The sequence below is a fragment of the Paeniglutamicibacter sp. Y32M11 genome, from assembly GCF_019285735.1.
Taxonomy (GTDB): domain Bacteria; phylum Actinomycetota; class Actinomycetes; order Actinomycetales; family Micrococcaceae; genus Paeniglutamicibacter.
Genome location: NZ_CP079107.1, coordinates 2972802 through 2997137, shown reverse-complemented (window position 1 = coordinate 2997137; position 24336 = coordinate 2972802). Strand labels below are relative to the sequence as shown.

Below are 24336 nucleotides of genomic sequence, written 5' to 3'. Positions count from 1 at the left end.
GCACGTTCCATGATTGATTCAGGTACACAGGGCAGCGCCCCCATTCCCGTTGCGCTCTCCAGCGCCTCGGTTTATCCGTTGAACGTCCATGACGCCTTCTCCGTGGCCCACGATTTGGGCTACGACGGGGTGGAGGTCTTGGTCACCGGAAACCAGATCTCCCAGGATGCCGCCGCGCTGAATCGGTTAGCCGAACGCTACGACCAACCCATCATGGCCATCCACGCGCCCACGCTCCTGTTGACCCAGCAGGTCTGGGGCACCGCGTGGAACAAGATCGAATCGGCCGCAGCGATGGCCGTGGAGGTGGGGTGCGATGTGGTGGTGGCGCACCCGCCCTTCCGCTGGCAGGGTACCTACGCCACCGAATTCTCCACCGGCATCCGCCGGATCATGGAGGAGTACGGTGTGAAGATCGCGGTGGAGAACATGTACCCGTGGCGCGCGCGGGGACGCGAGGCAAAAATGTATCTGCCGCACTGGAACCCGATCCCCGAACCCTATGAGTTTGTCACCTGGGATTTCTCCCATTCGGCGATCGCCGACATGGACTCCGCCGTGGCCTTCCGTGAGCTGGGGCAGCGACTGAGCCATGTGCACCTGTGCGACGGGATGGACAACGGCAAGGACGAGCACCTGGTGCCCGGCCGCGGCACCCAACCGGTGATCGAAGCGATTCAGTACCTCCGTGATGTCGCCTGGGACGGAGTGGTGGCCGTGGAGGTCTCCACCCGTAAGGCCAAGGGTGCCGGGGAGCGCGAGGCCTGGCTGGGCGAGACGCTGGAATTTGCCCGCCGCCATCTGGACCAGGTGAGCACCGGCGCGCAGAGTGGGACACATTCGATCTAGGCTCCCGGGAAGCCGTGGAAGAATGGGCAGATGACTTCAGCGCCTGTAACTTCTGCCCGTACCGAGAACAAACTTGCCTTCCTGGGCACCGGTTCCATGAATGGGGCGGTGCTGCGCGGCATCATCGCTTCCGGTTATGACCCGCGGGCGATCACCGCCACCCTGCGCAGCGATGACAAGGCCGAGGCGCTGCGTGCCGAAACCGGTGTCACGGTGCTGATTGGTGCCCAAGATCCAGAGGCCAACCTCAAGGCGGTGCGGGATGCCGACATCGTCTTCTTGGGTGTAAAGCCCGTGGGCATCACCGCATTGTGCGACGAAATCAAGGATGCCCTGAAGCCCAGCGCCGTTATCGTTTCGGTGGCCGCAGCCATCACCATCAGCATGATGGCCGCGCACCTGAATCCGGGCCAACCCGTGGTGCGGTCGATGCCCAATACGCCGTTGAAGGTGGGTGCCGGCGCGGTGGGCGTCAGCGCCGGGGATTCGGTCTCCGCGGACGCGCTGGAGGCCGTCGTGCAGTTGTTTGCCGGTTCCGGTGTGGTGCACGTGGTTCCGGAGGCGCAGCAGGACGCGGTGTCTGCCATCAGCGGCTCGGGACCGGCGTACGTGTTCTACCTGGCCGAGGCCATGGCCGCGGCGGGCGTTGAACTGGGCCTGGAGCCCGCTCTGGCGACCGATTTGGCCCGTGCCACCGTTGCCGGGGCGGGGAAGATGCTTTCCGATGCGCAGGCCGACCCCTCTGCCCTGCGTCAGGGCGTCACCAGCCCCAACGGCACCACCGAACGGGCCATCGCAACCTTTGATGAGACGAACCTTTCTCAGATCATCGCCCGCGGGGCGGCAGCAGCAGCCGCACGTGCCGCGGCGATCACCAAGGAACTGGCTTAAACTCAACGGAACTGGCCTCACAAAAATATGCGTCCCCTCGTTCGAACGAGGGGACGCATATTTTTGTGCTGCGGGTGCTGCCATCCGGGTTTAACTCGGAGAGATGAGCGCCGAGCTTCCTTAGGGCCGGGCGGCGAAGCGTTCGAGCAAATCCACGTGGCCCGAGACGATCAACACGTCGCGCCGGGTCACCTTGGTATCGGGCTGGGCGTAGGTGAAGTCCTCGCCGGGGGATTTCACACCCACCACGGTGATCCCGTACTTGGAGCGGACCTGAGACTCGGCCAGCGTGAAGCCCTGGGTTTCCTTCGGCGGGTACATTTTCACGATCGCGAAGCCATCGTCGAACTCGATGAAGTCAAGCATCCGTCCGCCGACCAGGTGGGCGGCACGCACTCCGGCGTCGGCCTCCGGATAGATCACGTGGTTGGCACCGATACGCGTGAGGATCTTGCCGTGGGAGGGCGTAATGGCCTTGACCCACAGGTGCTCGATCCCCAGATCCACCAGGTTCACGGTGATCAACACCGAGGATTCGATGGAGGTACCCACCCCCACCACGGCCGAGGCGAATTCCTGGGCTCCGAGCTGGCGCAACGCATCGATGTTTGTTGCATCCGCCTCCACGACGTGGGTCAGCACCGAGGCCCACTTCTGCACCAATTCCTGGTTCCGTTCGATGGCCAAGACCTCGCGGCCCTGTTTGACCAATTGTTCGGCCACCGAGGCGCCAAAGCGGCCCAGCCCAATGACTAGCACCGGGGCGTTGTGGTCGGTGTTTTTCTCAGCCAATGATGGGCCTCTCTTCGGGGAAGTGGTAGAGCTGGTTGCGTTGGCGCAAGGTCAGCGCGGATGCCAGGGTAATCGTACCGATGCGACCGGCAAACATCAGTGCGGCGAGCACGTATTTGCCCGAGGGCGGCATTTCGGCCGACAGATTGGTGCTCAGCCCCACGGTGGCGAAGGCCGAGATGGACTCGAAGAGCGCTCGGGAGAGTGAGGTGCCACTGATGATCAGCAGGGAGGCCGTCGCCAGCATCACCAGCGTGGCACCAAGGACGATGACCGAGATGGCCACGCGCATGGTTCCCTCCGGAATGCGCCGGCCAAAGGCGCGCAGATCTGTGTCACCGCGGGCCTCGGCGAAGATCGCCAAAAACATCACCGCGATCGTGGTGACCTTAATGCCGCCGGCGGTTGACGCCGAGCCACCACCGGCAAACATCAGGGCGTTGGTGAGCAGCATCGTCACCTGATTCATCTCACCCTGATCCACCAGATTAAAACCGCCGGAGCGGGTCATCACCGAGGCGAAGACCGAGTGGATGACCTTATCCCCGGCATTTAGGCCGCCGATGGTGTTGGGATTACTCCATTCCGCGGCGGCCCAGAGCAGCGTGCCGCCCACCAGCAGGATGCCGGTCACCAGCAGGGTCAGCTTGGCGTGCAGCGTCCACTTCTTGGAATTGAAGCGATGGGCCAAGAGCACCATCAGCACCGGGAAGCCGAGCGAGCCCAGGAACACCCCGAGCATCAGCGGCACCAGGATCCACAAGTCCATCTCATAGGGGACCAGCCCGTCGGAGTGAGGTGTGAACCCTGCGTTGTTAAAGGCGGAGATGGAGTAGAAAACGCCATGCCAGAGGGCCTGGCTAAACGGCTCGCCGAGGATCAAAAAGCGCGGGATGAGCATCAACGCCAGCGCCACCTCGATGGCCACCGAGGTGGTGATCACGATGCGCAGCAGCGAGCCGACCTCACCCAGGGTGGAGGCGGCGGAGGTGTTCATCGAGTTTTGCGCCATGAGCTTGCCGCGGACGCCCAGACGCTTGGATACTGCCAGGGAGAGCACCGAGGCGAGGGTCAGGATGCCCAAACCACCAACAAATACCGCGATGATCATCACCAATTGACCAAAGAACGACCAGTGGGTGGCGGTCGAGACGACGGTCAGGCCGGTGACACAGACGGCCGATACGGCCGTGAAGAAGGCGTCAACAAAGGCGGTCCGTTCGCCGCTGGCCGATGCTGCGGGAAGCGAAAGCAAGGACGAGAACAGCGCGATGACCAGAACAAAGGCGAAGAGCGCCAGGCGGGCGGGGGAGCGGACGGTGAAATCCGCAATCATTCGCCGCCAGTGGCCCAGTCGCTTGCGCCACGGGGCCGGTGCACCGGATTCGGTGGTGGGCCGTCGTGTTGCGGCGGTAGAGGGAATGCTTCCCATGGTGATAGCTCGGCTCCAAGACGTCGACATCTTCGGTGCGAAGGCCCTGCCCCGCAAGTTCCCACAATAAACCATGACGGGTCTTTGGTCCTTAGCATGGCACCCCTGGGTGTCTTGGCACACACTCGGGTGATCGATCGCGTAGCCTGAAGGGGTGTTTTCTGATACCAAGCCCGCGCCTGCCACCCAGGTGATCTGGAGCGATGAGATGCTGGCCTATCGCTTTAGTGAAACTCATCCGATGCACCCGCTCAGGCTGGAGCTCACCGCACGACTGTGCGGTGACCTTGGCCTCTTTGAGCGGGAGAATCTGCGTGTTGTTGCCCCGCGACTGGCCACCGACGATGAGCTTGGTCGCGTTCACGAACCCGAATACATCACCGCGGTGCGTGCCGTCAGCGCGCACCCGGAGGTTCCCAATGAGGCCCGCGGGTTGGGCACCGAGGACAATCCCGCCTACGAGGGGATCCATGAGGCCAGCGCCAGACTCGCCGGCGGCTCACTGCAGGGGGCCACAGCGATCCTCGAGGAACGCGCCCTGCACGTAGTGAACTTCGGCGGCGGCATGCACCACGCGGCACGGGGCAAGGCCAGCGGCTTCTGCATCTACAACGACACCGCCCTGGCGATTCAGCGATTGCTTGATGGCGGGGTCTCCAAGGTCCTCTACATCGATGTTGATGCCCATCATGGGGACGGTACGGAATCGATCTTCTGGGACGATCCCCGCGTCATGACAATCTCCCTCCATGAAACCGGCATGTCCCTCTTCCCCGGAACCGGCTACGCCAATGAGATTGGCGGGCCGGCGGCGCAGGGCACGGCGGTGAACATCGCCGTGCCTCCACGTACGGGGGACGCGGGGTGGCTGCGCGCCTTCCATGCGGTGGTTCCGCAATTGGCTCAGGCCTTTGCCCCGGAGGTCATCGTTTCCCAACACGGTTGTGATGGACATAAGGATGACGAGCTGTCCAACCTTCGCCTGAGTGTTGACGGGCAGCGGCAGAACGCGTTGGATATTTGCGAGCTGGCGGACCGGTTATGTGCCGGACGCTGGATTGCCACCGGTGGCGGCGGCTACAACATCACCGCCGTGGCCCCGCGAGCCTGGAGTCATCTGGTGGCTATTGCCTCGGGCAAACCTGTGCCCTTGGCAACACCGGTCCCCGGTCCTTGGCGTGTCTATGTTCATGAGCGCTACGGTATTTGGCCGCCGGAATTCATGGGCGATAACGCCGAATTGTGGTGGCGTAGCTGGGAAGTGGGTTATGACCCTGCCGATCCGGTGGACCGCAGCATCATGGCCACCCGTAAGGAGATCTTCCCGCTCTTTGGGCTGGATCCCTGGTTCGACTAGGACGCACAAAGATGCCCCCACGCGCATATGCAGATAGGGTTATGTGGTGGCTCATGATGATATTTTTACCGCGCTGGCCGACCCGACCAGACGACGGTTGGTCGATACCCTGCGCGAAGAATCGCTGTCCGTAGGATCGTTGGTCGAAGAATTGGGTGTTTCCCAGCCGACCGTTTCCAAGCACCTCAAGGTCCTGCGCGAGGCCGGGCTGGTCTCCATGCGCGCCGATGGACAGCGCCGCTTTTATGCCTTGGAAACCGAGACCTTCCTCGAACTGCAGACCTGGCTTCGTGGGTACCTGCCCGCTGCGCCCGAGCTGGTGGTGGTTCCCGAGAAGAGCCAGTTGGAGGTGCACGCTTCTTCGCACGATGTGACTAGCGGTGCGACGGTGGCAGCGGCACAATTGGGCAGAACCGTGGGCCGTTCCCTCGAGCAGGTCACCGGCCGTGCCCAGGACTTCCTTGAGCGCTTTCCGAAACGCAAATTTGGGCGCAAGCGCTAGGCCCGGCGGCACCAACCACCGGGGTATTTGAGCACTCATTTGTGTCGAGTACGTTACGTCCCGATGCATTATTGATGACGTCCGGTTATGCCCAACCCCTAGCGTCATGACATTCTCAATCCGGGCAGCGTTGCCAGAAACGGCGTAAGCGTGCCCTTATGCCTGCCCCAAGTGATGAGGAGAATAAGACTTGGACCAGCAACTAGCGATAATTCGCGACGAAGTGTTCCGTCGTAACCCCGGTGAAGCAGAATTCCACCAGGCGGTAACCGAGGTTTTTGACAGCCTCGAAGCGGTGTCACGCAAGCACCCCGAATACGCCGAAGCAGCAATTCTTCAGCGCATGTGCGAACCCGAACGCCAGATCATTTTCCGCGTGCCGTGGATGGACGACGCCGGCCGCGTGCAGATTAACCGTGGTTTCCGTGTTGAGTTCAACTCGGCGCTTGGCCCGTACAAGGGCGGCCTACGCTTCCACCCCTCGGTGTACCTGGGGATTGTGAAGTTCTTGGGCTTTGAACAGATCTTCAAGAACTCACTGACCGGTATGCCTATTGGCGGCGGCAAGGGCGGCTCGGACTTTGACCCACGTGGCAAGTCGGACGCCGAAGTCATGCGCTTCTGCCAGTCATTCATGACCGAGCTCTACCGACACATCGGTGAATACACCGACGTGCCGGCCGGCGACATTGGTGTGGGCGGCCGCGAAATCGGTTACCTCTTTGGACAGTACAAGCGCATCACCAACCGCTACGAATCCGGAGTTTTGACCGGTAAGGGCATTAGCTGGGGCGGATCTCTGGTTCGGCCAGAGGCCACCGGCTACGGTGCCGTGATCTTCACCGACGAAATGCTGAAGACTCGTGGGGCGTCCTTCGACGGCCAGCGCGTCGTGGTCTCGGGATCCGGCAATGTTGCCATCAACGCGATCGAAAAGGCCCAGGCCTTGGGCGCTCGCGTGGTGTCAGCCTCAGATTCCGGCGGCTACATCGTGGATGAACGCGGTATTGACGTGGAACTGCTGCGTCAGATCAAGGAAGTCGAACGCGGACGCATCAGCGATTACGCCGAACGCGCCAAGTCCAAAAAGGTGAGTTATGTGGCCGGCGGAAACGTCTGGGACGTTGACGCCACCGTAGCCCTGCCGTGCGCCACACAAAATGAGCTTGATGCCAAGGACGCCAAGAAGCTAATCAGCTCCGGTGTCATGGCCGTGGCCGAGGGCGCCAACATGCCGTGTACAGCCGCAGCAACCTCGCTCTTCCAAGATGCCGGTGTGCTCTTTGCACCGGGCAAGGCAGCAAACGCCGGTGGCGTGGCTACCTCCGCGTTGGAGATGCAGCAGAACGCCAGCCGGGATTCCTGGAGCTTCGCACACACCGAAGCACGCCTGACTGAAATCATGGTGGGAATTCACGATCGCTGTGCGTCAACTGCCGACGAGTACGGTGTCCCGGGCAACTATGTTGCGGGCGCCAACATTGCCGGCTTCGTCAAGGTCGCCGACGCCATGCTGGCGCAGGGTCTGATCTAGGTCGGTAGCACCAGCTAAAAACGACTGACCTTTGAAGCGGGTTGGGAAGAGTGGAACAGCGATGTTCAGCTCCTTCCAACCCGCTTTTGTGTAACAGTGACGAATTGTGAAGCCCGCGCGGGCGGGCATTATTTGTCAATCGTTCTTAACGGTTGTATGTTTCAACCCATGACTAATCGTTGGTATGCGTATTTTGTGTCGGCTCTGGAGGAGCCTAGGACGCGGTAAATTCGCATACCCACCTTCAGAGTCGACAAGGGCCGCAAGCTATTGCTTGCAGGCCCTTCGCTATTTTCACGATAGCGGCCCTGAAGGAATTGCAGCGAGAAATCAACGGGGCCGCAAATAAACTACTCGGCCCCCGTCGAATCGCGGGGTCTCACCGAAAGGCCACCGATCATGATCAGCAACATCAGCCCCGCCGTAAAAGAACAACCGCGCTTCAACACCAACGAGCGCATCACCTCCATTACCGAGCTGCCGACCCCGGCAGAACTGATAGGTGAACTCCCGGTGGGGGATGCGCAGGGCTACCGCATCATGAGAGCCCGCCAGGAGGTCCGTGCGGTGCTCTCAGGCCTTGACGAGCGCCTGCTGGTAATCATCGGCCCATGCTCTATTCATGACCCCGTAGCGGGGCTTGAATACGCTGCGAAGCTCGCTGCTGCTGCCAAGACGCATGAGGGCGAGTTGCTGGTGGTCATGCGAAGTTACTTCGAAAAGCCACGTACCACGGTGGGCTGGAAGGGTCTGGTTAATGATCCGCACCTTGACGGTAGCCACGACATGGCCGCCGGCTTACGAATTGCGCGCGAATTCACCCTCGCCGCCAGCAATTTGGGGCTACCGTTGGCCACCGAGTTCCTCGAACCGTTGAGCGCTCAGTACCTCGCCGATGTGATGAGTTGGGGGGCCATCGGGGCCCGCACCACCGAAAGCCAAACGCATCGGCAGTTGGTCTCGGGTCTTTCGATGCCGGTGGGCTTCAAGAACGGCACCGACGGATCGGTTCAGGTCGCCATCGACGCCTGCCAGGCCGCTAGTGCCCCGCAATCGTTCCTTGGTATTAGTGATGACGGTCGCACCGCGATCGTGACGACCACCGGAAACCAGGACTCCCACTTGATTCTGCGTGGGGGAGCGGATGGGCCAAACTACGGTGCCGAGCAGGTTGCTGCGGCGTCCGCGGCCATGGCCGGATCCGGTATGAATCCGCGTCTGATCGTCGATGCAAGCCACGCGAACTCCGGAAAATCAGAGCTTCGCCAGGCCGAGGTTATCGGCGAACTGGCGGCTCGCATTGCCGCTGGCGATCAGAGCATTGCCGGGATCATGGCTGAAAGTTTCCTTGTGGCGGGCGCGCAGAAGCACGATCCCGACGCCGTGGCAGTGGGCGCTGATGTGCTCGGTGGGTTGCGGTACGGCCAGTCGGTCACCGATGCATGCATGAACTGGGAAACGAGCTCTGACTTGCTGGACACCCTGGCCGCAGCGGTGCGCGTCGCACGCTAGTTCTGTGACATGGAGACAAAACGCAACCGATTGATGGCTCATAACTGGTCCGAATCGTTCACATTGGCCCCGCGAGCCACTAAAGTAACACTAAAGGACATAGGGTATCTTGGGGTGTTGGCGCGGACCGGAGTGTTCCGAAGTCCGAGCCACGGCATGACTGCTATGTGAATATTGTCAGGAGAATCAAGGAATGGTCGAATCGCAAAACTTTGCCAGCGCGCGTTTCATGACGGTGGCCGAGGTTGCCGATGTGATGCGTGTTTCAAAGATGACGGTTTATCGACTCGTCCATTCCGGTGATTTGCCGGCCGTTCGCTTCGGTCGCTCCTACCGAGTCCCAGAGAACGCCGTGCAGGAATACCTGCGGGCAGCCGGATTCGGTCGAGACTTCAACACCGGTTAATTCCGGAGGTTTTCACGAGTGGTCAGAATCCGCTCTGGAAGCAGGTAATCTGTTAAGGAACGTTTAACGTCCAGTTGGCTATTCTGGTGCCTTGGTGCCGCGGTAGTAGTAGTCGGCAATCGAATCAGTTTGTGAGGAACCAGTATGGGCTCTGTTATTAAGAAGCGCCGCAAGCGTATGGCTAAGAAGAAGCACCGTAAATTGCTTCGTAAGACCCGCCACCAGCGTCGTAATAAGAAGTAAATACCAGTTTCCGGGCTTGCTCGGAGTTGCGTATGTAAAAAGGTGTGTTTCCCCCTCGGGGGAAACACACCTTTTTCATTTATTCGATAATTGAAATTCAGCGCCCGCGAATGGCGCTAATGCTTCGCCATAGTCCCCAAAGAGCACCGGAGACTCCTGCCGCCTTCAGGCCAAAGGCCGCAGCTTTGCGTCCGGTCCGGAAATCATAGGTAGGCCAGCTTCGGTCCATGGCGTAACGACGCAGCCTGCGATCGGCATTAATGGCTACCGGGTGTCCCACCGCCTCTAACAACGGTATGTCGTTGTGCGAGTCGCTATACCCCCAGCAGTGGTCAAGATCCAGGCCCTGTTCCTCAGCTAGCTCTCGCACGGCTGTCGCCTTCGCCGCTCCATGGAGGATCTCGCCGACGAGCCGACCGGTGTAGGCGCCATCAACATGTTCAACGCTGGTCCCTAGCGCGCCACTGAGACCCAGCCTCCGAGCCATGACCGAAGCCACCTCCAGAGGAGTGGCTGTTACGAGCCAGACTTGGCGACCGGCGTGTAGGTGCTGTTCGGCGATGGCGCGAGTTCCGGGCCAGATCTTTGACTCAATGAACTCGTCATAAATCTCGTCTCCCAGCGCAACCATGTCCTCAACGGAGAATCCTGCTGCCATTAAAAGCGCACGATCACGGATGGCCTGAATGTCTCCGAGATTTTCTCCTCGGGTTAAAAACCGCAATTGGTGGATGGCGAACCAGAGGACCTCTCGCAGCGTAAAGGCGCGGCGTTGATAGAGTTTTCGGGCCACCGCAAAAAGCGATGCCCCGCGCATCATGGTGTTATCTACGTCGAAAAAGGCCGCACCTGCGACTGGCGGGGCGGGTTCATGCCCGAGCTCGGATGGGGAAGGAAGGGTGGAGGGCATCCGCCCAGTCTATTGCAAACTTTTTTGACCATAGCGGTAGCGTTGGTTCATGAGCAGCGTGAAGAGACCCCGAGAAATAGTTCTGTTGGTTCGTTCGGGATGCCATTTGTGCGAAGCGGCTAAAATGACCCTTAATGAGGTCACCAGCAGACTGGGGTATAGCTGGAAAAGTGTTGACATTGACCAGGACGCGGATCTCTTATCCAAACACTCCGAAGAAGTTCCCGTGCTCTTAGTTGACGGACGGGTCCGGGATTTTTGGGTGATCGATCCACAACGCTTGGAGTCCTTGCTGTCCAGCTAACCGTGGTGCCACCGATGAGGGTGGTTGGTAAAAGTTGTTGTTATCCAATGAATTGAGTTAGAACACAATGTCCACCGAGGACCACACCGAAGACAATGGAGTCCCTGCGGGTGTCACGGAACTATCGGCCGCGCACGGTCAGGCGCTGGACCAGGAGTCAGCTCAGCCAGCCGTTGGTTCGCTTACACGGATCCTGCCCGAGGCGACGTTGGCGCGCCTGACACAGTATCTACGAGCCCTCATCAAATTGAAGGCCAGCGGCGAACTACGGACATCTTCCGGGGTACTGGCAACGGCGGCCGGAGTTAATCCCGCGATCTTGCGCAAGGATCTTTCTTTACTGGGCTCGTATGGGACCCGGGGCGTGGGATATGTGGTGGTCGAACTGACCGAGCATATTTCCAAGGCGCTCGGTTTGTTGCAGCAGTGGCGTGTAGCCATCATTGGTGCAGGTAACTTGGGGCGTGCGTTGTCCGGATACGGCGGATTCCGTAGTAGAGGATTCGAAATCGTCGCGCTTTTGGATGCGGCACCGGAGGTTATTGGTACCACCGTGGGTGACATGGAGGTCCAAGATATTGCCGACCTAGAAAATATCGTTCAACTGTCTAAGGCCAATATGGCCGTCTTATCTGTTCCGGGCATTTCTGCCCAAGATTTGTGCGACAAACTGGTGGACTGCGGGGTGCGAAGCATCTTGAGCTTTGCCCCAGTGGTACTCAACGTCCCAGCCGGGGTGAATTTGCGCAGAGTCGACTTGGCCACGGAGCTACAAATCTTGGCTTACCACGCCCAAAATCTAGAAGCTTAGCGCCTATAGCCATGGATCGGCATGTTCAAGGTGCCGGGTCAAACGAAAAGTGGTCCGTGACCTCGCCAAGTTTGGCGAGGTCACGGACCACTTGCTTATTAGGGACGCTTAGCCGCGGAAGCCAGCTGCCCGTGCAGCCCGCCGGGCGGCGATGTACTGGCTGGAGGGACGCAACCAAGCGAACACGACGCCGACGATGCCGAGGATTACCGCGACAACCATGATCAAGCCACCGGCGAGGTTGAACAGCGATAGGGCGGCAAGTACTGTCGCGAAGATCCGGGCAACGTTACTACCCTTGCGAACCATGAACGCCAGCAAGACGTAGATACCCAGACCAATCAGCGCGAAGACGATCACAAAGATTCTCACCATGGGAATCATCTGTTCCAAGCTACTGCCTGACTGGGCGAGAAGATCTTCCATTTCGGGTGCCATCGTGAGCGAATCCCGGATGGCCGAGTCGGTCAGGGTGAGAAGCATCGAGGCGAGGAAGAAGACGCCGGCGGCCAGGATGGCCCAGAACGACGTGTCCAATTCCTTGGGACGCTGGGTTGGCATCTGAGGCGCGGGGAAATTGCCCTGCGGTGGTACCTGGAATCCACCCGGATACGGCTGCTGTCCGTAGGGGCTATTGGACTGCTCCGGTTGGCCGTACGGGTTTGGATTCTGGCCGTACGGATTCGGCTGTTGAGCACCAAACTGTGGTGTCTGCCCAGCAGCGTTGGGATCAAGCGGTGCGCGTTGCCCGTACTGCGGTGGGGTGGGCTCTCCGGACGGAGTCTGTGGGTTCTGGGGATTGTTCTCTGGGGTGGACATGAGATGCTCCTCGTGTTGGAAACTATGACTTACTACTCACGATATCGGTTAGAGATTGGTTTAGGCCCCCTCCAAAAGGATGGTTTTCTTGGGGGAAGTGAAATCACTCCGAGGCCAAGACCCGCAATAATTCGCCCAATATGGCCACATTCCGATAGTACGGAGGCGATGAGGTCCGTGTTGCCACCCGCAAGGTGGACCTCCGCGCGCGGCGAAGGCCGCGATGGGCCTGTTTAGGTTACGGAACAAAGTTTTGAGACACTTAAGCCATGTCGACTGCCACCGTTCACCTGCTGCGTCACGGCGAAGTGTATAACCCGGACAGGGTGCTTTACGGTCGTCTACCTGAATTTCATCTTTCCGATCTTGGCCACCAAATGGCCGACAGGGCGGCCGAGTATTTCACGGCGCAACGGAACGCCGGAGCAAACATCACCCATCTGGTGTCTTCTCCGCTGGTTCGTGCGCAGGAAACAGCCAAGCCCACGTCGGATGCCTTGGGCCTCGATATCGTTACGGATGATCGAATTATCGAGGCAGCGAATCGCTTCCAGGGTCTTTCTCAAATTAAGCGTCGACTCAAGGAACCAAAGTACTGGTCCTACGTCGTCAATCCATTCCGACCATCCTGGGGGGAGCCCTACCGGGACCAGGTGGAACGAATGATGACCGCCATAGTTGAACACCGCGATCGTGCGGTAGAACTTGGTGGCCCGGGCGCGCAAGCCATCCTGGTCAGCCATCAGCTGCCCATTTGGGTGACACGCCGCTCTGCCGAGGGCAATGCCCTATGGCATGATCCGCGGAAACGCGAATGCACTCTCACCTCCGTGACTAGTCTGGACTTTGAAGGTGAAAGTCTGGTCGCAGTCCGTTATGCAGAACCTAGCGTGGATCTTTTGGTCAACGCTGCGAACATCCCTGGAGCTTGAGATCATGACCGATCCCACCTCGTCCCAAGCCGCGCGCTTGGGACGACGAACACTGTTGCGTGCTGTCGTGCTCGGCGCCGCGATCATCCCATTGGCTGCATGCGTCGGCGAAGAAGACCCGCTGGCCAAGCAGGCTCGTGAAGGCAATAACAAGAACTACATTGCCGGCGATGGATCCGTCGAGGAATACGCTCCGGAATCCCGCACCGCACCGGTTGAAATTAAGGCAGTTGCCTATGACGGATCTGCGATTGATTCCGCTGATTGGGCTGGCCAAGCCACCATCTTAAACTTTTGGTATGCAGCCTGCGCTCCGTGCCGCATCGAGGCCCCACACATGGTGGAGCTGAATAAGGAATTCGGCGACAAAGCACAGTTCATCGGCATCAATGTCCGAGATGAGAAAGACGCTGCGGAAGCCTTTGAACGAAACTTCGGCATTAAGTACCCCTCGGTGCAGGACACCGAGGGCACCATCCAGCTGGCGATGACCAAGTACGTTCCGCTTAAGGCCGTGCCGACCACTCTTGTTCTGGACAAACAGGGCAGAGTCTCGGCTCGAGTGCTTGGCGCGGCGGATAAAACGACGCTGAAGGCTCTGATCAATACGGCACTGACCGAGTCATTGTGATCAGCTCCGCGCTGGTCAACGCTATGATGCTTCCTGCCCAAGGAAACCAGTTCGCCGAGATCATTCAGGATGGCTCGCTGGTTCTTGCCGTTCCCGTCGCCATTCTTGCCGGTTTAGTCTCCTTTCTTTCCCCTTGTGTGTTGCCCCTCGTGCCTGGATACCTGGGTTATGTGACGGGTTTGTCCGGTGCCGATCTTGCCGATCAAAAGCGTGGGCGCATGGTGGCAGGAATTGGGCTGTTTATTCTTGGCTTTACTGCCGTGTTTGTCATGGCGGGTGTGGTCTTTTCACAGGTCGCCGCTTGGATGCAGTTCAAGGGTTCCTGGATCACCCAGATTCTTGGAGTGGTCGTGATCCTCATGGGTGTGGTCTTCTTGGGCGGTTTTTCGTTCATGCAACGCGATGCGAAGATTCACAGGAAGCCACCGGCCGGCCTCTGGGGAGCCCCGGTCTTGGGAGTCACCTTCGGGTTGGGATGGGCGCCATGCATCGGTCCTACGTTGGCTGCCGTTCTGGCCATGAGCACGGGTGTTGACCCGAACCCGGCGAAGGGCGCTTTATTGACGTTCTTCTACTGCATGGGTCTTGGGCTGCCATTCCTGTTCATCGCCATGGCTCTTCGCCGTGGCATGGGAGCCATGAAATTTTTCCGCCGTCACCAGCTCGCGATTATGCGCTTCGGCGGGGGCATGCTGATTCTTCTCGGAATTCTCATGGCCACCGGCCTATGGGGAGTGTGGGTTTCGCAATTGCAAGACTGGTTCGCTAACGAAGTGAAGTTGCCCATTTAATGAAAAAGCAAGACATGAAAAAAGATGTTGCCGTTCCAGCACTCGATTTCTTAGGGATGATCCGCTGGGCGTGGACTCAGCTGACCAGCATGCGAACGGCACTTTTCCTGCTGTTGCTCTTGGCCGTGGCGGCCGTGCCCGGGTCCCTGTTCCCCCAGCGGTCGATCAATCCAGAAGATGTCACCACCTATCTGGCGAACAAGCCGACGCTGGGCGAATGGCTTGATCGCTTCCAGCTCTTCGACGTCTATTCCTCGGTGTGGTTCTCGGCAATCTACCTATTGCTGTTCATCTCGTTGATCGGCTGCATCCTGCCGCGTGTCAAGAAGCATGCGAAGGCCCTGCGCACGCCACCGCCACGAACACCGTCCCGGTTAAACCGACTGCCTGAGTACGGAACCATCGAGATCCAGTCGGCTGAAAAGTCGGGTCTGAGTGACGTAAATATCGTCCAGCAGGTCACCAAGCTCCTGAAAAAGCGCGGTTACCGGTCGGAGGCCCGGATTGAGGGTTCCAACCCTTCGGTGGGTGCCGAACGTGGGTATACCCGAGAAATTGGTAACTTGCTGTTCCATATTTCGCTCGTGGGCCTGTTGGCTTCGGTCGGCATCGGTGGCGCTTTTGGATACAGCGGTCAGCGTGCGCTGGTCGAAGGGGAAACCTTCGTGAACTCGTTAGTTTCCTATGACAGCTTCACACCGGGGAACTTATTCAAAGACGATTCCCTTGACCCATATTCGGTCAAACTGGATAAATTCAACATCACCTTCGATCGTGAATCGACCACACACTTCGGTCAGCCCATCGATTTCACTGCCGAGGTAGAAACCCGGCGAGGACCTGACGCTGAACCGGTAAAAGAGCTCCTTCGGGTTAACCATCCGCTGCGCATTGATGGCGCCGATGTGTACCTCGTGGGCAACGGCTATGCCCCGGTGGTCACGGTTCGAGACGGCAAGGGAGATATCGCCTTTAGCGGTCCTGTTATTTCGGTGCCGCAGGATGGCATGTACACCTCGTTGATGGTCATCAAGGTCCCCGATGCGACACCAGACCAGCTGGCTTTCCAGGGATTCCTGTTGCCGACCGCCATGACGGACGAAACAGGCTTTGCCATTTCCGGTGATCCGAACGCCATCAACCCACAACTGCAGCTGAACTCTTTCTACGGCGATCTGGGCTTGGACAATGGAAATCCGCAGAACGTCTACGTCCTTGAAACCGATCAGCTCAAGGAGCTCAACAGCAGGAACCTGGACGCGGGCGGCATCGTGCTGAGCGCCGGCCAGACCTATGATTTGCCCGACGGTAAGGGGAGCATCTCCTTCGACGGGCTCAAACGCTTCATCGGTGTTGACGTCGCCTATGACCCGAGCAAGAAGCCGGTGGCAATCTTTGCGGCCTTGGCGCTCTTGGGTCTAACCATCTCGCTGTTCACCCCGCGTCGTCGTGTCTGGGTGAAGGTCAAGACGACGGTTGACGATTCTGGCCGTGAAGAGCGCATAATCGAATACGGACTGCTTGCCCGTGGTGAAGACCACCGGCTTGATTCCGAAGCCAAGGAATTGCGTAAGCTCCTTGAGCAGCAGTGGCCCGCCGTTGAGCGAGCCGGAGTTTAGGAGAACTTATGGATATCAACACACCCACCATTGATGTGGTCTTAGGGCAATACAGTGACCTGTTCATGTTGCTCGCAGCGATGGTCTATGCCTCGGCTTTTATTGCCTTCGCCTGGGATTTAGCGAAGTCCAGCAAGCTCATCCAAGAAATTGACGCTGCGACGGTAGCTTCCGAAAAGAAGCTTCTCGTTGCTGCCGGGTCGGTTCAGACTCCGGCTGCGGACAGCACGTCAAATGCGTTGGTGAATGACGCAATGACTTATACGGTTGCTTCAAAGAAGCGCGGTGCGGCTAAGGTTGCCGTCGCTTTGACTTGGCTCGGCGTCATCATGCAGGCCTTTGCCGTGATCTCCCGAGGAATCGCTGCACACCGTGTGCCGTGGGGAAATATGTATGAATTCCTCTCGACCGGTTCCTTCCTGGTGGCTTTGGTCTTCTCACTCGTATTGCTGAAAAAGGACCTGCGTTTCATGGGTACCTTCGTCATCGGTCTGGTGACGGTGATGCTTTGCGGAGCAACCATGGGCTTCCCGACGCCTGTCGCGCACTTGGTACCGGCCCTGCAGAGTTACTGGCTGATTATTCACGTTTCCATCGCCGTGCTGGCCTCTTCCTTGTTCACCATCACCTTTGCCATGAACGTTCTTCAGCTGTTGCAACATGCTCGAATTGATGCACTGGCGGCCGGTAAGCCGGACAAGTTCCCGTTCATGAAGCTTGTTCCTGGAGCTGCTGCGCTGGAGAACTTCGCGTACCGGATCAATGCGGTGGCCTTCGTGATGTGGACCTTCACCGTGATGGCGGGTGCCATTTGGGCAGAAGCCGCATGGGGCCGCTACTGGGGCTGGGACACCAAGGAAGTCTGGAGCTTCGTGATCTGGGTCGTCTACGCAGGTTACCTGCATGCCCGCGCAACAGGTGGCTGGACGGGCGCTCGCTCGGCCTGGCTGAGCATCATCGGCTACCTCTGCATCATCTTCAACTTCACCGTGGTGAACATCTACTTCAACGGACTTCACTCGTACGCGGGCCTCTAAGCCGCGCGTTTCACACCGGTGGCTCCGTACCCTCCCTGCGGCGGGTACGGAGCCACCGGTGCGTTAAGCCCCGTCCAGATGGCGGCTGCTACCCTGTGGCCAAAGGTCGTGAACGCGTCGCTGGTAGCTACGAAGCGAAATGACAATTGTTCGAAATGACGCGACCTAGCGCAGAGAAGCGCCCGAGGGCACCTATCTAGTCGTCAACTTGATCGTTCATGAAGCGACGTACTTTTTAACGGAAGTCTTCATCGGTGAGTAATCTCAGTGGCGCGGATTGTTATCCGCCCCATCCACGACCAACGGCTTTTGTCTCTTCTCGAGCGCTTGGAGCGTTGTGGCGACGGCACGGAAAGGTCTCTGCCACAAGAACTTCCCGATTCGCTGGGCACCGAAGATGGTGAATCGTGGGTGCACTATGGAAGCCAGCGGATTGCGTCCTGGGGACCAAGCGGCACTCGGTGGCAACGGTTTAGACAGCGGGTCTGCGGCTGGCGACCGGCCGCCGCTCCCGGAGGGTCAGAAATCAACGGTGGATCGTGACGAGGCTCACTGCTGAAAATTCTACGTTTTATCCGATAAGGGTGCGAAACGTTGCCCTGGAGGTCACTCGATCGTCTAAAAAAGCTGATTCCATGGGGGATTTCGACGAATTGACCCCTCGATTAGGTGACTGGGCAATCCACTGTTATTGTTGTATCTACCGACGCGGGGTGGAGCAGTTCGGTAGCTCGCCGGGCTCATAACCCGGAGGTCACAGGTTCAAATCCTGTCCCCGCCACAAAGAAAATGATCCACTCTCCTGATTCAGGAGAGTGGATCATTTGGTTTAAGCAGTGAATCGCCGCCCGTCGAGGCTGGAGCCAGAGCAAGCATGCCAGCCCGCAGATTCGAGGCAATGCGCCGGGGCTAAATATCTAACAATTAATTGGCGAAAGATCCCAAAGTCATCCGGAGATCTCCTCGTCTCTTCGAGGGTCAATGAACCGCATTAATGCTGATAATTGCTCGATTCCTTGCATCATTTCAATTTGTGCTGTTATGCTCAACAATTGTTGGCCTGATCTTAGCGCTGACGATTAATCATCCCGATCCACGGGAACCGGCCTGAACTGAAGGGAAAGTAACATGTTGAAATTGCAATCGACTCAACTTGATACTTGCTCCCTGCGCGCGTTTGAGCGCCAGTACCAGCAAGAACCAGGCCTACGGTTGCCCATGTTTTAGAATTCTGCACGCCAGCAGATATCAAACCCCGCAACCACACCATGGTTCGGGGTTTCTTTTTTGGATCCGATTGTCTCCCCGAATCTATCCCTTTGCCGCGGAATCGCCATGGCAAAAGACCTCACCAGAAAGAGAAATCGTGGAGACCATCAACAGCCGGCTCAAGAATTGGGCGTCCATCCTGGATGAAAAGACCCGTGAGCAGGCCATCACCACCGCGAAGATGCCGTTTATCTTCCCCCACCTTGCCCTCATGCCCGATGCGCATCTGGGTAAGGGTGCCACCGTCGGGTCGGTCATCCCGACACTTGGTGCCATTATCCCCGCCGCCGTGGGTGTCGACATCGGTTGCGGCATGATCGCGGTAAAGACTCAGTTCACCGAAGAGCAGCTTCCGAAGGACCGTAAGAGCCTTCGTGAGGAGATCGAACGAGCCATTCCGCTGTCCGCGGGTAAGTACAACCGCAAGGTCGTAGCCACGGCTGAACCGCGCATTGCCGCGCTGAAGGCGCTGGCCGAAACTGCGGGATTTGATCCGGGGGACTACGCCAAGAATTGGGAACTTCAGCTTGGCACCCTGGGCTCGGGGAACCACTTCATCGAGGTGTCGCTGGATGAGGACAATAACGTGTGGCTCTTTTTGCACTCGGGCTCGCGTGGCGTTGGAAACCGGATTGCTACCAAGCACATCAAGGTCGCCCAGCAGGTCGCCAAGAAGTACTGGATCGATTTGCCCGATCCCGACCTTGCGTACCTGGTGGAAGGGACGGAGGAATTCGATTCTTATATCCGCGAACTGCGCTGGGCTCAGCACTTTGCCTTGCTGAACCGAGAGGAAATGATGGATCGGGTGATTCGGCAGTTTACCGAATGGGTGGGAGCAGAGGTACAGGAAATTGAACGCATCAACTGCCACCACAACTTTACCGAGCGCGAAACGCACTTTGGAAAGTCGGTATGGCTGTCCCGTAAGGGCGCCATCCGTGCCCGCGAAGGGGACCCAGGCCTGATTCCGGGCTCAATGGGCACCGCTTCTTACGTTGTTGTTGGCAAGGGGAACCCTGTGGCACTGTGCTCGTCGCCGCACGGGGCGGGACGAGAATACTCCCGTACGGCCGCCCGCAAGGCGTTTACCATTGACCAGCTGCGTGTTGCTATGACAGGCATCGAGTACCGGGATACCGACGCCTTCCTTGACGAGATTCCCGGAGCTTACAAGCCGATTGACCAGGTCATGGAGGATGCTGCCGATCTCGTGCACGTGCGGCATAAGCTACGCCAGATCATTAACGTCAAGGGCGATTAAGCCCAAGGGGCGGGGTGGGTCAGAACTAAGCTGGCCCACCCAGCCCCTTGGCTGTGCTTGGTCTAAATGGCTGAAACTATGGAGTGTGCCGAGGGGTGTCCTCGGTGGGGTTGCCGCCTTCGTCGCTCTGGTCCCCGCTCTCCTCGGCCTTGCGTTCACGTGCCTGAAGTTCGGCTTCCTTGCGGCGCAATTCCTCCTCGCGCGCCTTCTGGCGTCGCTGCACTTCGAGGTTTCGAAGGAACTCCGGATCATCGTCCGGAGCGCCGGTTGCGGTACGCGTTTCTTTTTTTGGGTTGCCGTAAGCGGAGGCCGGTGGCCGACCCAACCAGAACCACAACCCCGCACCCAGCAGGGGCAGCAGAATGATGACCGCCACCCAGGCCATCTTGGGCAGCGAACGGACGTCGTTCGGACGCGCTCGCACGCATTCGATCAAGGCATAGATGGTTACTGCGAGTGCAACCAATGCCAAAAAGATAAAGTTCCGGACCATAGCTATAGTCTAGTGAATTTATCTGTGTATCAGCTGCGTCTAGACTGGGGTGGTGCAGTTCCTAAAATTCTCCCTAATTCGTTTGGTCATCTTCTTCGTTGTATTCCTACCCTTGGTCTACTTTCTGCGCTGGCCCGTTTTCACGGCCGGCCTCGTTGGCCTCGTGTTTGCCTTTGCGTTGAGCTATCTCTTCCTCAATAAAATGCGCTTGGCTGCCAGTGCGGATGTGCAACAGATGTTTGCCTCCCGCGGCCCCAAGAAGTCCAAACACGATTTGGACGACGAAGAAGCCGAAGACCGTTTCCTCGACGGCAATAAGTAGTTTTAGCACCTCCCCGTGAGCCAGATCGCTGGTTGATGTACCGCGGGAGCCGCTACAAAAGCGGGCACTACAAATCGGCGACGTGTTCGAGTCATACCGCTGCGCCATAGCGGCGTTGCCGGGACCAGTCGTCACGGCTCCACGTTCATGATGTGGGCCGTCTCTGTCGTCATTCATCGGGCCCGAGGTGCCCTCGCGACAGTCTCAATGGGAGAGAGGCGCGCGACTGACGCCAGCCCAGCCGCTTGAATGTCTGTTCCGTCGCGTCGAATCTCCGTTGCCGGCCAATTCCTCGAGTCCCGCCCCCGGCTCATGCCAACACAAAGGGCCCGGTCAGCAACGACCGAGCCCCAGGATCTTCATGACCGTGCCCCTGGGCCAGCCATTTTTGTGCGAACTACTTGAGGACAATGTCCATGAGGATGGCCACGGTGAAGAGCGCGGCGTAAACCATGTTGATAATGCCGGTCTGCTTCAATACCGGGATCAGGGCACCTCGTTCGTGATTGCGCAGCACCGTCCAGCACGGGAGGATGCTCACCAACATGGTGAGCAGGATGATCCACATCCAGGGGTGGGTGGTAACCATGACCAACGGCAACATGATGGCGATGGCCAGCATCATGACGTAGCTAATGCGTGCTGCTGGGTCGCCCAGCCGCACGGCTAAGGTCATCTTGCCGACTTCCTTATCGGTAGGAATATCGCGGATGTTGTTGGCCATCAGTAGCGCGGTGCCGATGAGACCGGTGCCCACGGCCCCCACATAGGATCCCAGCGTGAGCTCGTGAATCTGCGTAAACGTGGTTCCTAGGGTGGCCACGAGACCAAAGAAGATGAAAACGAAAACTTCGCCCAGCCCGCGGTAGCCGTAGGGGTTCTTGCCGCCGGTGTAGCCCCAAGCGGCAAAAATTGCCGCAAGGCCGACCAACAGCAATGGCCATGAAGCGGTGTATACGACCAGGAAAGCGCCGACTATTCCCGCAATACCGAAGCAGCCGAAGGCGGCATTACGCACGGATGTTGGTTTGGCCAGTCCCGATCCCGTCAGCCGCAAGGGTCCAACGCGGACATCGTCGGTGCCCCTGATTCCGTCCGAGTAGTCGTTGGAGTAGTTAACCCCGATCTGCAACAGCAGACCAACAATCAGCGCCAAGAGCGCTTCGAACCAGGCGAGCTTGCCGGTGACGTCCACTGCCGCGGCCGTACCAATAACCACCGGGGCAATCACAATGGGAAGGGTTCGCAAGCGTGCGCCAGCAACCCATTGGGCAATCGTAGCCACCATTTGTCCTCTCGCTACTTACAAAAAACGTGCAGCATTCATTCTCCCCCTTCCCACCAGTGGGGGAGAAATTAGCGATTTAGCCGGCGCCGGCCGCCAGCAGTGCGGAGAGTGACATTCGGTCAATTTTGCCATTGGGTAGCAGCGGCAACTCGTTGAGCCTTTGCACGCGACGGGGAACCGCTGCGGCACCCAGGGTTTCACGCACCGCGTCGGCCAGGGATTCGGGGCTGGCGGTGCCAGCATAGGCCGCGCCGATCTGCTGGCCCCATTGAGCATCGGGCACAGCGACAACCTGAACGGCGGTCACGCCTGGCACGGATTCGATAATGCGTTGGACCGCCGCGGCCGAAACCTTGACGCCGCCGGTGATGATCACGTCATCCGCGCGGCCACTGACCGAGAGCACCCCGTCGGTGTAGCTTCCCAGATCGTCGGTGGCGTACCACCGTGTGCCTGCGGCATCGGTGCTGAAATGCTGTTGCGTGAGCTTGGGGTTTCCGAGGTAGCCAGCGGCAATGGTGGGACCGCCCAGCATGATCCGCCCGTCGATGACCTTGACCTGTACTCCGGGCAGCGCTTTAGCGTCGTAAACACACCCTCCCGCGGTCTCGCTGGAGCCATAGGTAAGGTGCAGCTTCAGGGAGTGCTTGGCGGCCTCTTGAAGCACCGCACGAGGGGCCCGGGCCCCGCCAAGGAGGATTGCGTCAAAGCGCTGCAGCGTGGAGATCGTTTGTGCGTCGGGATCCGTGAGCAGACGCTGCAGCTGGGTGGGGACCATGGATACCAGTCGCCGGCGATCGGTCAACGCGGAAGCGGCGTCGTTAAACCCCTGCGCGGCGAAGCTCTGCTCCAGATCCATCGCCCAGGGGCGAGTCCCGGCGTAGAGACTGCGCGTGAGTACGGCAAGGCCTGCGACAAAATGCAGTGGTAGGGCCAGCAGCCATTGACCCTCGAAACCCAGGTGCTCCGCGGTGGCCATCGATGATGAGGCGAGGGCCTCGACGGACAGCGCGGTGCGCTTGGGCGTGCCGGTGGAGCCCGAGGTGCGAACCACCGCGGCGATCTCCCGATAATCCACCAGTTCCGCACTCGGTACCTCTTCAATCAGGTACTGATTGCCGGTTTTCCCGGGAAGGATTTCCACGGCGGCACCCTCGCCGTTAAGCGATGCGGTGAGGGCCTGGAGTGCGAGTTCTGGATTCATGGAGGAGTTGAGCTGCCTTTGTACAGGTGGGGACTGGTTAGCCGAGCAGGGGGAGTACCGCTTAGAAGTAGTACGGGTGCCCGGACCAGTCCGGATCGCGCTTTTCCAAGAACGCATCGCGGCCCTCGACCGCTTCATCGGTCATGTAGGCCAGGCGTGTGGCTTCACCGGCAAAGACCTGCTGGCCTGCCAGACCGTCGTCGGCCAAGTTGAAGGCAAATTTCAGCATGCGGATGGCCTGCGGGGACTGACGTGCGATGTCGGCCGCATATTCCAGGGCAACCTCTTCCAAGCGTGCGTGATCCACGGCCTCGTTGACCGCTCCCATGGCCACCATGTCCTCGGCGGAGTACTCGCGGGCCAGGAAGAAAATTTCCCGGGCTGCCTTCTGCCCAATTTGGCGGGCCAGCAGGGCGGAGCCGTATCCGGCGTCGAAGGACCCAACCGTCGCATCCGTCTGCTTGAACTTGCCGTGCTCGCGGGAGGCGATGGACAGGTCCGAGACCACGTGCAGCGAGTGTCCGCCGCCGGCTGCCCAACCGTTAACCACTGCGATGACGACCTTGGGCATGGTGCGCATCAGGCGCTGAACCTCAAGAATGTGGAGGCGTCCGGCGCGGGCGGGGTCAATGGAGTCTGCCGTCTCGCCCTCGGCATAGCGGTAGCCGTCGCGGCCACGGATGCGCTGGTCCCCGCCGGAGCAGAAGGAATGCCCGCCGTCCTTGGGGGAGGGGCCGTTTCCGGTGAGGAGCACCGTGGCCACGTCCGAGCTCATCCGGGCGTGGTCCATGATGCGGTAGAGCTCATCAACCGTGCCGGGGCGGAACGCATTGCGGATCTCGGGGCGATCAAACGCGATGCGGACGGTGGGCAGATCGCGAATGATCTTCCCGTCGGCATCGCGTTCCACCTGACGGTGGTAGGTCATGTCTTCAAGGTCAAAACCTTCGACCACACGCCAACGCGTGGGGTCAAAAATATCGGAGACTTTGGCTGGCAGCTGGGTGTTTGATTCAACGATGCTCACAATGATGAATGCTAGTGCCTCACCGGTGGCTCGGGCGAAATGAGTAAGAGCACTGTTGACTGCTCGGCAAGGTGGCGGTTCGAGCTCGATGCGGTGT

At 59.2% G+C, this 24336-nt stretch carries 25 protein-coding genes and 1 tRNA gene; 18 read left to right on the top strand and 8 right to left on the bottom strand.

Annotation, left to right across the window (positions count from 1 at the left end):
* Nucleotides 1–9: 9 nt before the first annotated feature.
* Both KUF55_RS13280 and proC read left to right on the top strand, forming a co-directional pair.
* Entirely contained in the window at nucleotides 10–849 is an 840-nt protein-coding gene (locus tag KUF55_RS13280) for a sugar phosphate isomerase/epimerase (RefSeq protein ID WP_218816892.1), read from the top strand.
* A 30-nt stretch (nucleotides 850–879) separates the two neighbouring features.
* A complete protein-coding gene (proC, locus tag KUF55_RS13275) occupies nucleotides 880–1740 on the top strand; it encodes a pyrroline-5-carboxylate reductase (protein WP_132358997.1) in 861 nt (286 codons plus the stop codon).
* A gap of 120 nt (nucleotides 1741–1860) precedes the next feature.
* Here the strand turns inward: proC and KUF55_RS13270 are convergent, their stop codons facing one another.
* Complete coding sequence (locus KUF55_RS13270) at nucleotides 1861–2499, bottom strand: TrkA family potassium uptake protein (RefSeq protein WP_132361103.1); 639 nt, start codon at nucleotides 2497–2499, stop codon at nucleotides 1861–1863.
* 25 nt (nucleotides 2500–2524) lie between these two features.
* On the bottom strand, nucleotides 2525–3868 hold the full coding sequence (locus tag KUF55_RS13265; protein WP_255557479.1) for a TrkH family potassium uptake protein: 1344 nt from the start codon (nucleotides 3866–3868) through the stop codon (nucleotides 2525–2527).
* 304 nt (nucleotides 3869–4172) lie between these two features.
* Here KUF55_RS13265 and KUF55_RS13260 point away from each other — a divergent pair, with 304 nt between their 5' ends.
* The 6 genes from KUF55_RS13260 to KUF55_RS13235 all read left to right on the top strand — a co-directional run bounded on the left by KUF55_RS13260 (nucleotide 4173) and on the right by KUF55_RS13235 (nucleotide 9518).
* Entirely contained in the window at nucleotides 4173–5321 is a 1149-nt protein-coding gene (locus KUF55_RS13260) for an acetoin utilization protein AcuC (protein WP_132361101.1), read from the top strand.
* A gap of 46 nt (nucleotides 5322–5367) precedes the next feature.
* Nucleotides 5368–5823, top strand: a complete 456-nt coding sequence (locus KUF55_RS13255) for a helix-turn-helix transcriptional regulator (RefSeq protein WP_132358991.1) — start codon at nucleotides 5368–5370, stop codon at nucleotides 5821–5823.
* A 190-nt stretch (nucleotides 5824–6013) separates the two neighbouring features.
* Nucleotides 6014–7357 (top strand): NADP-specific glutamate dehydrogenase, encoded by a 1344-nt coding sequence (gene gdhA, locus KUF55_RS13250; protein ID WP_132358988.1) that lies wholly within the window; start codon nucleotides 6014–6016, stop codon nucleotides 7355–7357.
* Nucleotides 7358–7756: 399 nt separating this feature from the next.
* The gene (locus tag KUF55_RS13245) at nucleotides 7757–8869 is read left to right on the top strand and encodes a 3-deoxy-7-phosphoheptulonate synthase (protein WP_218816891.1); all 1113 of its coding nucleotides are present in this window, start codon (nucleotides 7757–7759) and stop codon (nucleotides 8867–8869) included.
* Nucleotides 8870–9062: 193 nt separating this feature from the next.
* Entirely contained in the window at nucleotides 9063–9275 is a 213-nt protein-coding gene (locus KUF55_RS13240) for a helix-turn-helix domain-containing protein (RefSeq protein ID WP_132358982.1), read from the top strand.
* A gap of 144 nt (nucleotides 9276–9419) precedes the next feature.
* A complete protein-coding gene (locus KUF55_RS13235) occupies nucleotides 9420–9518 on the top strand; it encodes a 30S ribosomal protein bS22 (RefSeq protein WP_003792170.1) in 99 nt (32 codons plus the stop codon).
* Between the two features lie 97 nt (nucleotides 9519–9615).
* On the opposite strand, the gene KUF55_RS13230 is transcribed toward KUF55_RS13235, so the two are convergent.
* Nucleotides 9616–10428, bottom strand: a complete 813-nt coding sequence (locus tag KUF55_RS13230) for an HAD family phosphatase (protein ID WP_218816890.1) — start codon at nucleotides 10426–10428, stop codon at nucleotides 9616–9618.
* Between the two features lie 124 nt (nucleotides 10429–10552).
* On the opposite strand from KUF55_RS13230, the gene KUF55_RS13225 reads away from it, so the two are divergent.
* Together KUF55_RS13225 and KUF55_RS13220 are read left to right on the top strand one after the other, a co-directional pair.
* Nucleotides 10553–10732, top strand: coding sequence for a glutaredoxin family protein (locus KUF55_RS13225; protein ID WP_255557031.1), 180 nt, complete (start codon nucleotides 10553–10555; stop codon nucleotides 10730–10732).
* A gap of 67 nt (nucleotides 10733–10799) precedes the next feature.
* Nucleotides 10800–11543, top strand: coding sequence for a redox-sensing transcriptional repressor Rex (locus tag KUF55_RS13220; protein WP_218816888.1), 744 nt, complete (start codon nucleotides 10800–10802; stop codon nucleotides 11541–11543).
* 108 nt (nucleotides 11544–11651) lie between these two features.
* Here KUF55_RS13220 and KUF55_RS13215 read toward each other — a convergent pair whose 3' ends face one another.
* Nucleotides 11652–12362: a hypothetical protein gene (locus KUF55_RS13215; protein ID WP_218816887.1), complete on the bottom strand. Its 711-nt coding sequence runs from the start codon at nucleotides 12360–12362 to the stop codon at nucleotides 11652–11654.
* Between the two features lie 269 nt (nucleotides 12363–12631).
* Here KUF55_RS13215 and KUF55_RS13210 point away from each other — a divergent pair, with 269 nt between their 5' ends.
* The 7 genes from KUF55_RS13210 to KUF55_RS13180 all read left to right on the top strand — a co-directional run bounded on the left by KUF55_RS13210 (nucleotide 12632) and on the right by KUF55_RS13180 (nucleotide 19905).
* Nucleotides 12632–13294, top strand: a complete 663-nt coding sequence (locus KUF55_RS13210) for a histidine phosphatase family protein (protein WP_132358970.1) — start codon at nucleotides 12632–12634, stop codon at nucleotides 13292–13294.
* 4 nt (nucleotides 13295–13298) lie between these two features.
* Nucleotides 13299–13925, top strand: coding sequence for a TlpA disulfide reductase family protein (locus tag KUF55_RS13205; RefSeq protein WP_132358968.1), 627 nt, complete (start codon nucleotides 13299–13301; stop codon nucleotides 13923–13925).
* Nucleotides 13926–13951: 26 nt separating this feature from the next.
* The gene (locus KUF55_RS13200; RefSeq protein WP_132361097.1) at nucleotides 13952–14716 is read left to right on the top strand and encodes a cytochrome c biogenesis CcdA family protein; all 765 of its coding nucleotides are present in this window, start codon (nucleotides 13952–13954) and stop codon (nucleotides 14714–14716) included.
* 14 nt (nucleotides 14717–14730) lie between these two features.
* On the top strand, nucleotides 14731–16335 hold the full coding sequence (locus tag KUF55_RS13195) for a cytochrome c biogenesis protein ResB (RefSeq protein WP_218816886.1): 1605 nt from the start codon (nucleotides 14731–14733) through the stop codon (nucleotides 16333–16335).
* Nucleotides 16336–16343: 8 nt separating this feature from the next.
* Nucleotides 16344–17372 (top strand): c-type cytochrome biogenesis protein CcsB, encoded by a 1029-nt coding sequence (gene ccsB, locus KUF55_RS13190; protein WP_132358963.1) that lies wholly within the window; start codon nucleotides 16344–16346, stop codon nucleotides 17370–17372.
* A gap of 707 nt (nucleotides 17373–18079) precedes the next feature.
* Nucleotides 18080–18153: transfer RNA gene (locus KUF55_RS13185), tRNA-Met, on the top strand.
* Nucleotides 18154–18738: 585 nt separating this feature from the next.
* Nucleotides 18739–19905, top strand: coding sequence for an RtcB family protein (locus KUF55_RS13180; protein ID WP_132358961.1), 1167 nt, complete (start codon nucleotides 18739–18741; stop codon nucleotides 19903–19905).
* 76 nt (nucleotides 19906–19981) lie between these two features.
* Here KUF55_RS13180 and KUF55_RS13175 read toward each other — a convergent pair whose 3' ends face one another.
* Complete coding sequence (locus KUF55_RS13175) at nucleotides 19982–20398, bottom strand: PLD nuclease N-terminal domain-containing protein (protein ID WP_218816885.1); 417 nt, start codon at nucleotides 20396–20398, stop codon at nucleotides 19982–19984.
* 52 nt (nucleotides 20399–20450) lie between these two features.
* Between KUF55_RS13175 and KUF55_RS13170 the strand changes: the two genes are divergently transcribed.
* Nucleotides 20451–20720 carry a DUF4229 domain-containing protein gene (locus KUF55_RS13170; protein ID WP_132358958.1) on the top strand — a complete coding sequence of 90 codons (270 nt, stop codon included), beginning with the start codon at nucleotides 20451–20453 and terminating at the stop codon, nucleotides 20718–20720.
* Between the two features lie 397 nt (nucleotides 20721–21117).
* Here the strand turns inward: KUF55_RS13170 and KUF55_RS13165 are convergent, their stop codons facing one another.
* The 3 genes from KUF55_RS13165 to KUF55_RS13155 form a co-directional block, all read right to left on the bottom strand.
* Nucleotides 21118–22005 carry a 1,4-dihydroxy-2-naphthoate polyprenyltransferase gene (locus tag KUF55_RS13165; RefSeq protein ID WP_132361095.1) on the bottom strand — a complete coding sequence of 296 codons (888 nt, stop codon included), beginning with the start codon at nucleotides 22003–22005 and terminating at the stop codon, nucleotides 21118–21120.
* Between the two features lie 79 nt (nucleotides 22006–22084).
* Entirely contained in the window at nucleotides 22085–23212 is a 1128-nt protein-coding gene (locus tag KUF55_RS13160) for an AMP-binding protein (protein ID WP_218816884.1), read from the bottom strand.
* A gap of 61 nt (nucleotides 23213–23273) precedes the next feature.
* Nucleotides 23274–24239, bottom strand: a complete 966-nt coding sequence (locus tag KUF55_RS13155) for a 1,4-dihydroxy-2-naphthoyl-CoA synthase (RefSeq protein WP_218816883.1) — start codon at nucleotides 24237–24239, stop codon at nucleotides 23274–23276.
* Between the last annotated feature and the right edge of the window lie 97 nt (nucleotides 24240–24336).

Excerpts from the sequence above, each read along its gene's own strand:
- KUF55_RS13235 (WP_003792170.1), top strand. The coding sequence starts at position 9,420 with ATGGGCTCTGTTATTAAGAAGCGCCGCAAGCGTATGGCTAAGAAGAAG.
- KUF55_RS13240 (WP_132358982.1), top strand. The coding sequence starts at position 9,063 with ATGGTCGAATCGCAAAACTTTGCCAGCGCGCGTTTCATGACGGTGGCC.
- KUF55_RS13260 (WP_132361101.1), top strand. The coding sequence starts at position 4,173 with ATGCTGGCCTATCGCTTTAGTGAAACTCATCCGATGCACCCGCTCAGG.
- ccsB (WP_132358963.1), top strand. The coding sequence starts at position 16,344 with ATGGATATCAACACACCCACCATTGATGTGGTCTTAGGGCAATACAGT.
- KUF55_RS13265 (WP_255557479.1), bottom strand. The coding sequence starts at position 3,868 with ATGATTGCGGATTTCACCGTCCGCTCCCCCGCCCGCCTGGCGCTCTTC.
- KUF55_RS13175 (WP_218816885.1), bottom strand. The coding sequence starts at position 20,398 with ATGGTCCGGAACTTTATCTTTTTGGCATTGGTTGCACTCGCAGTAACC.
- KUF55_RS13245 (WP_218816891.1), top strand. The coding sequence starts at position 7,757 with ATGATCAGCAACATCAGCCCCGCCGTAAAAGAACAACCGCGCTTCAAC.
- KUF55_RS13200 (WP_132361097.1), top strand. The coding sequence starts at position 13,952 with ATGCTTCCTGCCCAAGGAAACCAGTTCGCCGAGATCATTCAGGATGGC.
- KUF55_RS13215 (WP_218816887.1), bottom strand. The coding sequence starts at position 12,362 with ATGTCCACCCCAGAGAACAATCCCCAGAACCCACAGACTCCGTCCGGA.
- KUF55_RS13210 (WP_132358970.1), top strand. The coding sequence starts at position 12,632 with ATGTCGACTGCCACCGTTCACCTGCTGCGTCACGGCGAAGTGTATAAC.
- KUF55_RS13220 (WP_218816888.1), top strand. The coding sequence starts at position 10,800 with ATGTCCACCGAGGACCACACCGAAGACAATGGAGTCCCTGCGGGTGTC.
- KUF55_RS13205 (WP_132358968.1), top strand. The coding sequence starts at position 13,299 with ATGACCGATCCCACCTCGTCCCAAGCCGCGCGCTTGGGACGACGAACA.
- proC (WP_132358997.1), top strand. The coding sequence starts at position 880 with ATGACTTCAGCGCCTGTAACTTCTGCCCGTACCGAGAACAAACTTGCC.
- KUF55_RS13160 (WP_218816884.1), bottom strand. The coding sequence starts at position 23,212 with ATGAATCCAGAACTCGCACTCCAGGCCCTCACCGCATCGCTTAACGGC.
- KUF55_RS13230 (WP_218816890.1), bottom strand. The coding sequence starts at position 10,428 with ATGCCCTCCACCCTTCCTTCCCCATCCGAGCTCGGGCATGAACCCGCC.
- KUF55_RS13225 (WP_255557031.1), top strand. The coding sequence starts at position 10,553 with ATGACCCTTAATGAGGTCACCAGCAGACTGGGGTATAGCTGGAAAAGT.
- KUF55_RS13195 (WP_218816886.1), top strand. The coding sequence starts at position 14,731 with ATGAAAAAAGATGTTGCCGTTCCAGCACTCGATTTCTTAGGGATGATC.
- KUF55_RS13280 (WP_218816892.1), top strand. The coding sequence starts at position 10 with ATGATTGATTCAGGTACACAGGGCAGCGCCCCCATTCCCGTTGCGCTC.